13 protein-coding genes and 1 tRNA gene are annotated in these 11,951 nt (G+C 29.5%); 9 read left to right on the forward strand and 5 right to left on the reverse strand.

Translation table 11 applies throughout. The annotated features are described in order from the left end of the window. Positions 1–214 precede the first annotated feature (214 nt). The 5 genes from A500_RS06405 to A500_RS06425 are packed head-to-tail and all read left to right on the forward strand — an operon-like array spanning position 215 to position 5,813. A complete protein-coding gene (locus tag A500_RS06405; RefSeq protein ID WP_016206775.1) occupies positions 215–1,132 on the forward strand; it encodes an ABC transporter permease in 918 nt (305 codons plus the stop codon). A 29-nt stretch (positions 1,133–1,161) separates the two neighbouring features. Beyond that, positions 1,162–2,106 (forward strand): ABC transporter permease, encoded by a 945-nt coding sequence (locus A500_RS06410; protein WP_040436608.1) that lies wholly within the window; start codon positions 1,162–1,164, stop codon positions 2,104–2,106. Between the two features lie 12 nt (positions 2,107–2,118). Continuing rightward, entirely contained in the window at positions 2,119–3,126 is a 1,008-nt protein-coding gene (locus A500_RS06415) for an ABC transporter ATP-binding protein (protein WP_016206777.1), read from the forward strand. After that, positions 3,126–4,109, forward strand: a complete 984-nt coding sequence (locus A500_RS06420) for an ABC transporter ATP-binding protein (protein WP_016206778.1) — start codon at positions 3,126–3,128, stop codon at positions 4,107–4,109. The genes A500_RS06415 and A500_RS06420 overlap by 1 nt, the downstream gene beginning before the upstream one ends. A gap of 57 nt (positions 4,110–4,166) precedes the next feature. Continuing rightward, positions 4,167–5,813, forward strand: coding sequence for a peptide ABC transporter substrate-binding protein (locus tag A500_RS06425; protein WP_016206779.1), 1,647 nt, complete (start codon positions 4,167–4,169; stop codon positions 5,811–5,813). 33 nt (positions 5,814–5,846) lie between these two features. On the opposite strand, the gene A500_RS20730 is transcribed toward A500_RS06425, so the two are convergent. From A500_RS20730 to A500_RS06440, 4 genes are all read right to left on the reverse strand, one after another. Further along, on the reverse strand, positions 5,847–6,011 hold the full coding sequence (locus A500_RS20730; RefSeq protein WP_016206780.1) for a hypothetical protein: 165 nt from the start codon (positions 6,009–6,011) through the stop codon (positions 5,847–5,849). 130 nt (positions 6,012–6,141) lie between these two features. Further along, positions 6,142–6,897 (reverse strand): 4-hydroxy-tetrahydrodipicolinate reductase, encoded by a 756-nt coding sequence (dapB, locus tag A500_RS06430; protein ID WP_016206781.1) that lies wholly within the window; start codon positions 6,895–6,897, stop codon positions 6,142–6,144. A 10-nt stretch (positions 6,898–6,907) separates the two neighbouring features. Further along, positions 6,908–7,786: a 4-hydroxy-tetrahydrodipicolinate synthase gene (gene dapA, locus A500_RS06435; RefSeq protein WP_016206782.1), complete on the reverse strand. Its 879-nt coding sequence runs from the start codon at positions 7,784–7,786 to the stop codon at positions 6,908–6,910. Between the two features lie 6 nt (positions 7,787–7,792). Next, the gene (locus tag A500_RS06440) at positions 7,793–8,779 is read right to left on the reverse strand and encodes an aspartate-semialdehyde dehydrogenase (RefSeq protein WP_016206783.1); all 987 of its coding nucleotides are present in this window, start codon (positions 8,777–8,779) and stop codon (positions 7,793–7,795) included. A gap of 198 nt (positions 8,780–8,977) precedes the next feature. Here A500_RS06440 and A500_RS06445 point away from each other — a divergent pair, with 198 nt between their 5' ends. The 3 genes from A500_RS06445 (at position 8,978) to hslO (ending at position 10,969) form a co-directional block, all read left to right on the forward strand. Further along, positions 8,978–9,229, forward strand: a complete 252-nt coding sequence (locus A500_RS06445) for an alpha/beta-type small acid-soluble spore protein (protein ID WP_016206784.1) — start codon at positions 8,978–8,980, stop codon at positions 9,227–9,229. Positions 9,230–9,333: 104 nt separating this feature from the next. Further along, entirely contained in the window at positions 9,334–10,068 is a 735-nt protein-coding gene (locus A500_RS06450; protein ID WP_016206785.1) for a class I SAM-dependent DNA methyltransferase, read from the forward strand. A 19-nt stretch (positions 10,069–10,087) separates the two neighbouring features. Next, positions 10,088–10,969 (forward strand): Hsp33 family molecular chaperone HslO, encoded by an 882-nt coding sequence (hslO, locus tag A500_RS06455; RefSeq protein ID WP_040436606.1) that lies wholly within the window; start codon positions 10,088–10,090, stop codon positions 10,967–10,969. Positions 10,970–11,097: 128 nt separating this feature from the next. Here the strand turns inward: hslO and A500_RS06460 are convergent. Next, positions 11,098–11,172: transfer RNA gene (locus tag A500_RS06460), tRNA-Cys, on the reverse strand. Positions 11,173–11,301: 129 nt separating this feature from the next. Here A500_RS06460 and A500_RS06465 point away from each other — a divergent pair. Beyond that, a partial coding sequence (locus A500_RS06465) for an HD domain-containing protein (RefSeq protein ID WP_016206787.1) occupies positions 11,302–11,951 on the forward strand: 650 nt, incomplete at its 3' end.

Consider the following 11,951-nt stretch of genomic DNA (forward strand, 5'->3'; position numbering starts at 1 on the left):
TGCATAAATGCTGAAAAAAAGTAAATGTAAGCGTTTTCTAAACACTTTAATACCCTTTGGTAGATTTAAAAAAAACAATAAGTATTATTGATATATTATTAAAATACTTAAGATAAATTTAAAATGTTAATTGACAAATTTCAATAATATAATATAATTATTAATATCTACAAAATGGAATGTGCGTAGAATGATGAATGGGGGTTGAAAACAAATGGTAAAGTATATAGGAAAGAGACTTTTAACTAGTATAGTTACTGTTTGGGCAGTTGTAACTATAGTATTCTTTCTAGTAAGAATGATGCCGGGTGGTCCATTTGATGGAGAAAAAACAACACCGGAGATAAAAGCCCAACTAAATGAAAAATATGGGTTGGACAAACCTGTTGGAGAACAATATACGATTTATATGAAGAATCTTCTAAAAGGTGATTTCGGTAAATCAACGAAGTATAAAGGAAGAGAAGTTTTAACAACAATAAAGAAAAGTTTCCCTAATTCAGCTAAAGTTGGAATGGTGTCAATAGGATTTTCTGTTGTAGCAGGAGTCTTACTTGGAATAATAGCTGCATTAAAAGCTGATAAATGGCCAGATAGAGTATGTATGGTTCTAGCAACATTAGGAATAACAATACCAAGTTTCGTTATGGGAACATTCTTAATATATATATTTACAGTTGAACTTAAGTTATTACCAGCCACAGGCTTAGGTAAGCCAACTAATTATATTATGCCTGTAATTGCATTATCAGGAAGTTCAATGGCATTTATAACTAGATTAACAAGAAGTAAGTTAATAGATGTATTAAAATCAGATTATATAAGAACAGCAAAGGCTAAAGGATTAAGTGGAAAAACAATAATATTTAAACATGCACTAAGAAATTCATTAATACCTGTAGTTACATACTTAGGACCTTTAGTAGCAGGAGTATTAACAGGATCTTTCGTAGTTGAAAAAATATTTGCAATACCTGGGCTTGGAAATGAATTTACATTATCAATTACTAATAGAGACTACACTTCATTATTAGGAGTTACAGCTTTTTATTGTACTCTAATAGTAACATGTAATTTATTAGTAGATATTATATATGTATTAATAGATCCAAGAATTAAACTAGAAGGATAAGAGGGGGTAAAGACGTGGAAGATTTAAAAATGGATTTAAATATAGATAAAGATTTATTTACTCCTTTAAGTGAAGAGGAAAAGAATTTTGAACAAATAGTTAGACCAAGTGTTGGATATTGGGCCGATGCATGGAGAAGACTTAAAAATAATAAAGTGGCATTATTTTCGCTAGTTATGATAGTAGTAGTGGTATTATTTGCATTTGTTGGTCCTGTAATAATGGAAAAGATAATGGGGTATACTTATTATGACACTAATTTACAAGCAACTGATTTAAGGCCAAGTGCACAACATTTATTTGGTACAGATAACTTAGGAAGAGATTTATTTGTAAGAGTAATGTATGGAGCAAGATATTCTCTTATAATAGCTATTTCAGCAGCAGCTATAAATTTAGTTATAGGTGTATTATATGGAGGGGTAGCTGGTTTCTTTGGTGGAAGAGTAGATAATATAATGATGAGAATAGTAGATGTTTTATATTCTATTCCAACACAAATATATGTAATAATATTAATGGCAACCTTCAAAAAGGAAGGATCAACTGGATTAACAACAATTATATTAGCAATGGCTATTTCTTATTGGGTAGGTATGGCAAGAATAGTAAGAGGAGATATACTTCAATTAAAGCAACAAGAATTTGTTCTTGCAGCTAAAGCTCTTGGAGCATCAAAAGCAAGAATTTTATTTAGACACTTAATTCCTAACTGTATGGGGTCTATATTAGTAACATTAACATTGTTTGTACCACAAGCAATTTTTACAGAAGCATTCTTAAGCTTTATAGGTCTAGGTATTAATGCACCACTTGCTTCTTTAGGTACATTAGCAAATGACGCTAGTGGATTATTAAGTACTGCTGCATATCAATTATTATTCCCAGCAGGAGCTATATGTATAATTATTTTAGCGTTTAACCTATTTGGTGATGGTTTAACAGAAGCTTTAGATCCTAAAAATAAGAAATAGGAGGAATGACAGATGAGTAGATTATTAGAAGTTAAAAATTTAAAAACCTCCTTTAGAACACATATAGGTGATGTGCAAGCCGTAAGAGGTGTATCATTACATTTAGATAAAGGAGAAGCTTTAGGAATAGTTGGAGAATCAGGTTGTGGGAAATCAGTGACAATGATGTCTATTATGAGATTATTGGCTGATAATGCAATTATAGATTCAGAGGAAATTACATTTAACGGGAAAAATATAACTAATCCAACTGAAAAAGAAATGCAAGAAATTAGAGGAAATGAGATGGCTATGATTTTCCAAGATCCTATGACATCATTAAATCCTTTATTTACAGTTGGACAACAATTAACTGAGCATTTAATTAAACATAAAAAAGTTTCAAAAGCAGAAGCTAATGATTTAGCAATAAAAATGTTGGATATGGTAGGAATACCAAGTCCAGAGAAAAGACTTAAGCAATATCCACATGAATTTTCAGGTGGTATGAGACAAAGAGTTATGATAGCAATGAGTCTTATTTGTGAACCAAAACTTATTATAGCAGATGAACCTACAACTGCTTTAGATGTTACAATTCAAGCACAAATATTGGATTTGATGAAAGACTTAAAAGAAAAGATTAATAGCTCTATTATACTTATAACACATGATTTAGGTGTAGTTGCAGATCTTTGTACAAGAATTAATGTTATGTATGGTGGAATAGTGGTAGAAGAAGGAACAGATGAAGATATATTCTACAATGCTAGACATCCATATACATGGGGATTATTAAACAGTGTGCCGAATCCTAAAAGTGAGGTTAAAGAAAAATTAACTCCAATTGAAGGACAGCCACCTGATTTATTAAAACCACCAGTAGGATGTCCTTTTGCAGCAAGATGTCAATATGCTATGAAAGTTTGTATAGAAAAACAACCACCATTATTTGAAATATCAAAAGGTCATAAATCAGCATGCTGGTTATGTCATGAAAATGCACCAAAGATAGAATCACCAATAAGGAGGGAAGAATAATGGAAAAGAAAAATGATATTATTTTAGAGGTTAAAAACCTTTGTAAATACTTCCCTGTAAATAAAGGAATGTTCTCACAAAAAAGCTTTGTAAAAGCTGTTGATAATGTTTCATTTACAATAAAAAGAGGAGAAACATTAGGATTAGTTGGTGAGTCAGGTTGTGGTAAAACTACAACAGGAAGAACTATCTTAAAATTATATGAGCCAACTTCTGGACAAATAATTTTTAATGGTGAAGACATAACTAATTTTAGTGAAAAGAAAATGGTTTCTTTAAGAAGAAATATGCAAATGATATTTCAAGATCCATATGCTTCTTTGAATCCAAGAATGACTGTAGGCGATATAATAGGTGAAGCTATAGATATTCATGGATTATACAAGGGTGAAGAAAGAACTAAAAGAATAAGATATCTTTTAGATAGAGTTGGATTAAATGGAAGCCACATAAATAGATATGCTCATGAATTTTCAGGTGGGCAAAGACAAAGAATAGGTATTGCAAGAGCACTTGCAGTACAACCAGACTTTATTGTATGTGATGAGCCTATATCAGCACTTGATGTTTCAATTCAAGCTCAAGTAATTAATATGTTAGAAGAACTACAAGAAGAGTTTGGATTAACTTATCTCTTTATAGCTCATGACTTATCAATGGTTAAACATATATCAACTCATATTGGAGTTATGTACTTAGGAAAAATGGTTGAAAAAGGTCCTGCAGATGATGTGTATTTAAAGCCTAAACATCCTTATACACAAGCATTACTTTCAGCAGTACCGATTGCGGATCCTCAGGTGGCTAAAAATAATAAAAGAATAGTTTTAGAAGGTGATATTCCATCACCGATAGATCCACCGCCGGGATGTAGATTTAAGGGTAGATGTAAATATGCTAAACCAATTTGTGGAGAAGTAGATCCAGAACTTAAAGAAGTAGAACCAGGTCACTTCGTAGCATGTCATCTATTTAATGAATAGGTATCTATTGCATAATAAGCAATTAGTATAAATTTTATATATTAAGGGGGAAAAACAATGAAAAGCAATAAGCTTAGAAAGATTTGTGCAGTTGCACTAACACTTACACTTGGAATGTCTGTTTTTGTAGGTTGCGGAAACAAGGATTCAGCAGATAGTGGAAGAAAATTAATTTATAACTTAGGTGAAGACCCAGAAACTTTAGACCCAACATTAAACACTTCATCTGGAGCAGGATCAATTATTGATAATGCTTTTGAAGGATTAATGAGACTTGATGAAAATGAAAAGGCAATTCCTGGAGTTGCTGAAAAAATGGAAGTATCAGATGATCAATTAGTATATACTTTCACATTAAGAAAGGATGCTAAATGGTCTGATGGGGAAGCAGTTACAGCTAAAGACTTTGAATATTCATGGGTTAGAGCTTTAACTAAAGACACTGCAGCAGAATATAACTATCAATTATTCTATATTAAGAATGGTGAAAAATTCTATAATGGTGAAGCTAGTAGAGAAGATTTAGGAATAGAAGTAGTAGATGATCATACTTTAAAGGTAACTTTAGAAGCACCTACAGCTTATTTCCCAGAACTTACTGCATTTACAACTTACTTCCCTGAAAGAGAAGACATAGTTACAGCTAACCCAGAAGGATGGGCTACTGAACCAGAAACTTATGTTTCAAATGGACCTTTCAAATTAGTACAATGGGATATGAAAGATCAATTAATATTTGAAAAGAATGAAAACTACTGGAATAAAAAAGAAATCAAGCTTCCTGGAATAGTTTGGAAATTGGTTACTGATCAAAATACTGCATATGCTTCATTAAAATCTGGAGATTTTGATATGGTTGACACAGTTCCACCAGCTGAAATCGAAAATGGTAAAAATGAAGATTTAGTTACTATTTATCCAAATCTTGCAACTTATATGTTAGTTTTAAATGTAGGAAAACAAGATGGATTATCAGAAGATGTTAAAAAAGTTTTAAGTAATGAAAAAGTAAGAAAAGCTTTAAATCTTGTAATTGATAGAAAAGCTATTGTTGAAAATGTTACAAAATCAGGTCAAGTACCAGCATATAGCTTTGTACCAAAAGGAATATTAAATGAAAAAGGCGAAGATTTTGCATCAAAGAAATATTATGATGCAGAAACACCTAATATAGAAGAAGCTAAAAAATTATTAGCTGAAGCTGGATATCCAGAAGGAAAAGGTCTTCCAACATTAGAATTCATGTATAATACTGAAGGAGATCACAAATTAATAGCTCAAGCAATTCAACAAGACTGGGCTAAGATTGGTGTTAATGTTGAGTTAGCTAACCAAGAATGGAAAGTATTCTTAAATTCAAGACAACAAGGTCAATATCAAATTGCTAGACATGGTTGGTCAGGAGACTATGTTGATCCAATGACATTCTTAGATTTATGGGTAACTGGCGGTGGAAACAATGACGCTGGATATTCAAATGCAGAATATGACAAGTTAGTTGCAGATGCTAAGAAAGAAGCAGATCCAGCTAAGAGATGGGAATTAATGAGAAAAGCAGAAGATATCATTATGGAAGAAATGCCAATAATCCCATTATATTACTACACTAAAGTTAAGGGTGCTAAACCAGAAGTTAAGGGTGTTAGAGTTTCAACTTTAGGACACGTATTCTTTGATAAGGCATATATCGAAGGTGAAAAGTAATAACTAAAAAGAAGAGTCATAGACTCTTCTTTTTTAGTTTCCAGCTCTATTAAAATGTTGGCTAGAAAAGCCCTCCCTTTTAATAGATTTATGTTTAGCATTTGGATTATGGTTATGGCCTTCTTCTGTAATAGGAGTTTGATTATTACATTTTTCCATTCTAGCTTTTTTATTATCAGGTTGACTATCTTTTGGCATAATTAAACCTCCTTATTATTTAGTCATATTATAGTTTTACACTATAAGTAAATTTTAAACTAGAAAAACATTCCTAATAAGTTTAGAATTAAAATTAGGGCTGCCAAATATGACAGCCCTTTTTAAATAGTTAAATTCCTAAAACATCATCCATATTATATAACCTTGCTTCAGTAATTTTATTCATAAATTCACAAGCTTTTAATGCACCTACCGCAAATACTTCTCTTGATATTGCTTTATGAGACAACTCTATTATTTCTCCAGTACCAGCAAATATTATATCGTGATCTCCAACAATGGATCCACCTCTAACTGCATGAATTCCAATTTCTTTTTTATTTCTCTTACTTTCACCACTTCTACCATACACATATGAAGTTTCAGTGGGGATAGAATCTTTAATAGTATCAGCAAGTAAAAGAGCTGTTCCACTAGGAGAATCAACTTTTTGATTATGATGCTTCTCTATTATTTCAATATCATAATTTTGATATAAAGAAGGAACTACCTTCTTTAATAGGGAATTCAATAAATTCACACCTAAAGACATGTTAGCAGATCTAAATATTGGAATAATATCACTTGTTTTCGAAATAAGTGATAAATCTTCAGCAGTATAGCCTGTAGAACATAAAATAACTGGCTTATTATTTTTTAACGATAAACTTAATATATCCTTAAGTGCTTCAGGTCTAGAAAAATCTACTAAAACATCATAAGCTACATTTAAATCTTTAATATCTGTAAAAATGTTGAAGTCATATTTCATATTTGGGTATTTATCTATTCCGGCAACAATATTTATATTAGGAAAATTCTTAACAGTTTCTACAATTATTTTCCCCATTTTTCCACAGCAACCATTTAGTACAATTTTTATCATATTAAACTCCTTAAATTAAATTATAATTTTTTAAAGAACATTTTAGTATTTCAAGATTTTCATTATCCATATCACATAAAGGTAATCTAAATGGACCTACATTTTTACCCATCAAATTTAAAGCAGTCTTAACTGGGATTGGGTTAGTTTCTATAAACAATTTATTTGCTATATCCAAGGTATCTAATTGTACTTTTAAGGCCTTTTTTATATTACCAGATAAATATAAAGAAGTCATATCATGAACCTCCTTAGGCATTATATTTGCAAGTACAGATATAACTCCTAAACCTCCTAAAGACATTATTGGGATTGCTTGATCATCATTTCCAGAATATATATCAATATTATCTCCACATAATGCTTTCATTTGAGCAACTTGACTTATATTTCCGCTAGCTTCTTTAATAGCGATTATATTTTTTAATTTTGATAATTCTAATAATTGAGCAGGGGATATATTAACGCCTGTTCTACTTGGAACATTATACAAAATTATAGGAGTATCCACTGCATTGTTTATTGCTTCAAAATGTTTAATTAAACCTTTATTTGTTGTTTTGTTATAATATGGTGTTATAACTAAAAGAGCATCAACACCAACACTTTCAGCAAATTCACTCATTTCGATAGAAGCTTTAGTATCATTAGTTCCAGTACCAGCAATTACAGGTATTCTTTTATTAACAACATCAACAGTAAATTTTATACTTTTTCTTCTTTCCTCAATATTCATTGTACTGGCTTCACCAGTTGTACCACAAATTACAATTGCATCTGTTCCTTCTTGTATATGCCATTCTATTAAATCTTTTAATTTGTTGTAATTGACTCCAGTATCATTAAAAGGTGTAACTATTGCTACTGCAGAGCCTTTAAAAATTGACATTACTCATCACTCCTTTATTAATAGTTCGGCTATTTGCACTGCATTTAAAGCAGCCCCTTTTCTAATATTATCAGCAACTACCCATAAATTTAGTCCATTATCTATGCTAAAGTCTCTTCTTATACGTCCAATAAATACGTCATCTTTTCCTGATGCCATTAAAGCTGTAGGATATTTAAGTGTGTTTATATCATCATAAACTGTAAGCCCTTTTGTATTGGTAAATAGTTCTATTATATCTTCTAAGTTAAATGATTTTTCTAGTTCAACGTTTATACTTTCACTATGACTATTAAGAACAGGAACTCTAACAGCAGTTGCTGTAATTTTTAAGTTATTATTATGAAGAATTTTTTTTGTTTCTTCAATCATTTTAATTTCTTCTTTTGTGTAGCCATTATCTAAAAAAACATCTATATGAGGAAGGCAGTTACCTGCTATGGAATAAGGAAATTTCTTTGGCTTATTACCCTTTAAACCTTCTTCTAAATCTTCTATACCTTGCATACCAGCACCAGAAACAGCTTGGTATGTAGAATATACTATTCTTTTTACTCCGTAGTTGTCTAATAAAACCTTTAAAGGAACCATAGCTTGAATTGTAGAGCAATTAGGATTAGCTATAATACCGCTATGCCACTTTATATCTTCAGGATTAACTTCAGGAACTACTAAAGGAACATCTTTATTCATTCTAAATGCGCTTGAATTATCGATCACCACAGCTCCATATGAAGCAAATATAGGTGAGAATTTCAAACTTACATCTCCGCCGGCTGAGAAAAGTGCAAAATCTATTCTTTTATCTTTTATATTCTCAACTGAAGTTTCTTCCACTATTATTTCTTTTTCTTTAAAATTTAGTTTAGAACCTGATGAACGTTTAGAAGCAAAGAGATACAAATCATTAATAGGAAAATTCCTTTCCTCTAAGATTTCTAAAAATTTTCTTCCTACATTACCGGTAGCCCCAACTATTGCAACATTGTACATAAATTTTTCCCCCTTTTCATTAATGTAAATAAAATATAAAAATATGGTTACTATTAACTATAGTTAAATATTCTTAAAAATTCAATACCTTATTATAATATATAAAATTTTAGAAGATATAGTGAATGATAAATTTTAATAGTATATTAGTAAAACTTTTGGAAAACTATAAATATTATATTTATAGGGGGTATAAAATTGAGTAAAACACCATTAAAAAAAATAATAAAATCAAAGATAAAATCAAATAAAGAATTATCAGAAGCTGAAGTGCTAAGAGAAAAAATTAAATATGAAATAGCAGATGAGTTAGGATTAAAAGATAAAGTAGATGAATTAGGCTGGGGAGGGCTAACAGCAGAAGAAACAGGAAGAATAGGGGGGATAATGACTAAAAGAAAAAGAATGTTAAGGATACCCACAAATGATGAAATTCTAGGTAGAAAGTAAAATTATTTTTATAGAACATTTTTATTCTTTCTATAGATTGACTAAAGGAAATTTTACATTTAATATAGTTTTAGAAAACTCTATAAAAATGGGGAGGGATATCTTTGGCATATGGAGAGTTTGCTAAAATATATGATGATTTAATAAATGAAGATATTGACTATGAAGATATGTGTTCTAGAATTATTGAAATATGCAAAGTGGAAAATATAAATTTTGATAATTATCTAGATATAGCATGTGGTACTGGAAACGTTACTGCAAAACTGGCAAAAAATTTTAAAGAATCCTTTGCTGTAGATTTGTCAGATGATATGTTAAGGGAAGCTTTTAATAAGCTAAAAAAGGAAAAAATCAAATGTCAGTTAGTTTGTCAGGATATGAGTGAGCTTAGCTTAAATAGAAAATTTGATTTAATTACATCTGTATTGGATTCAACAAATTACATTATAGAAGAATCAAATTTTCTTAAATACTTAATGAGGGTAAAAGATCATTTAAAAGATAATGGAATATTTATATTTGATGTAAATTCATATTATAAGCTTTCAGAAATATTAGGTAATAATATTTATACATATAGTGAAGAAGAAGTTTTCTATACCTGGGAAAATACTTTTGAAAATGATATTTTGAATATGTTTTTAACTTTCTTCGTTAAAAAAGGAGAATTATATGAACGATTTGAAGAAGAACATTTAGAAAGAGCATATACAGAAGAATTTATAGAAAATAAGCTTAAAGAGTTGGATTTGAAAATAATAGGTAAATTTGATGGATATTCTAAAAAATCTGTTGAAAATTTAACAGAAAGAATTATGTATGTAGTAAAAAAGTAATTTAGTTAATGGAGGAATAATGATGGATAAAATAATAAAAGCAACAGCAAAAGATGGTATGGTAAGGATTATTGCTGGTGAAACAACTGATTTAGTTAATACAGGTAAGGAAATACACGAATGTACACCAGTTGCAGCAGCAGCACTAGGTAGAATGCTTACAGCAGGTGCATTAATGGGATCAACTTTAAAATCAGACAAAGAGGTAATTACTTTAAAAATAAATGGTGGCGGAGAAGCTAAGGGGATAACAGTAACATCTTATGAAGGTGGAAAAGTAAAGGGATTTATTGGAAATCCATATGGAGATATGCCGTTAAATTCAAAAAATAAATTGGATGTAGGTGGGTATGTAGGTGTAAATGGTGAATTTACAGTTATTAAAGATTTAGGAATGAAAGATCCATATGTAGGTCAAGTGCCTATTTATACAGGAGAAATAGGAGAAGATTTAGCATATTATTTTACTGTATCAGAGCAAACTCCATCAGCTGTAGCATTAGGAGTTTTAGTGGATAGAGATTATTCTATAAAGGTGTCTGGAGGCTTTATAATTCAAATGATGCCAAATGCAGATGAATTACTTTCAGACTTAATTACATATAGATTAGAAGAAATACCATCAATTACACAAATGCTTTTAGAACATGGAAGTATAGATAAAGTATTAGAATACATATTTGAAGGTATGGACTTAAAGATTTTAGAAGAATTAAAACCAGAATATACATGTAATTGTTCAAGAGAAAAGGTTGAATCAGTATTATTATCAATTGGTGCAAAAGAACTTCAAGAAATATATGATGATGGTAAAGAAGAAGAAATTAAATGTAATTTCTGCAATACTGCTTATAATTTCACAAATGAAGAAATAGGTAAATTACTAGAAGCAGCAAAATAAAAACAATTAACAATTGAGAAAAACTTTTAGAATATATAAAAATTTTGTTTATTGTTATGGAGTACTATTAATTGTTAATTAAAAAGTGGACCCTTGTAAAACAAATGTTTTATAAGGGTCCACTTTTTTGGAGGCGCCACCCAGATTTGAACTGGGGAATAAAGGTTTTGCAGACCTCTGCCTTACCACTTGGCTATAGCGCCAAATCTTATAATTATAGCTTATGTAATTTAAATTTTTTTGATACTAAATTTTAAATAAAATTTTTATAAATACAAATAATAATATATATAATAAAATTACACAATAGTAGTTAAGAGGTGAATATAGGAATGTTCAATAAAATAAGTAATATATTAATTAATTATGAAAAACCATCTATAGAAATAGAAAAATTATTTAATAAAGAAGACTTTAAAAAAAGTAGTTTTAATATAATAAGTGAATTAGAAAAAATCCCTCAAGAAAAAAAATTTCATCCAGAAGGAAATGTATGGAATCACACTAAAATGGTAGTAGATGTAGCAGCAAAAATTAATAGTTTTTCTAGCAATGCTCAAATATTTATGTGGGCTGCTTTGTTACATGATATAGGAAAAATAACAACCACTAAATTTATTAAAGGACGATATAGATCTTATGATCATGATAAAGAAGGTGCAAATATAACTTATAGATTACTAGAATTATATGAGAATATGGATTTTACTAAAAGAGTTACAGAAATAGTAAGATTTCATATGCATCATATTTATATAATAAAAAAATTGCCATTTTCAGATATAGAAGGATTATTAAACAGTGAAAACTTTAATGATATTATATTATTATTTATTTGCGATAAATTAGGAAGAGGAAATCAAAATTTAAGTGAAAATAAAAATAATATTAATGAAGTATATACTATATTAGATATATTAGATAAAAAATCTAATAAAAACTTTGAAGATTTAAGAAATCTAATAAACAAAATAGAATTTGA

Origin of the sequence: Clostridium sartagoforme AAU1, from assembly GCF_000401215.1 — a bacterium.
Classification (GTDB): Bacteria; Bacillota; Clostridia; order Clostridiales; family Clostridiaceae; genus Clostridium; species Clostridium sartagoforme.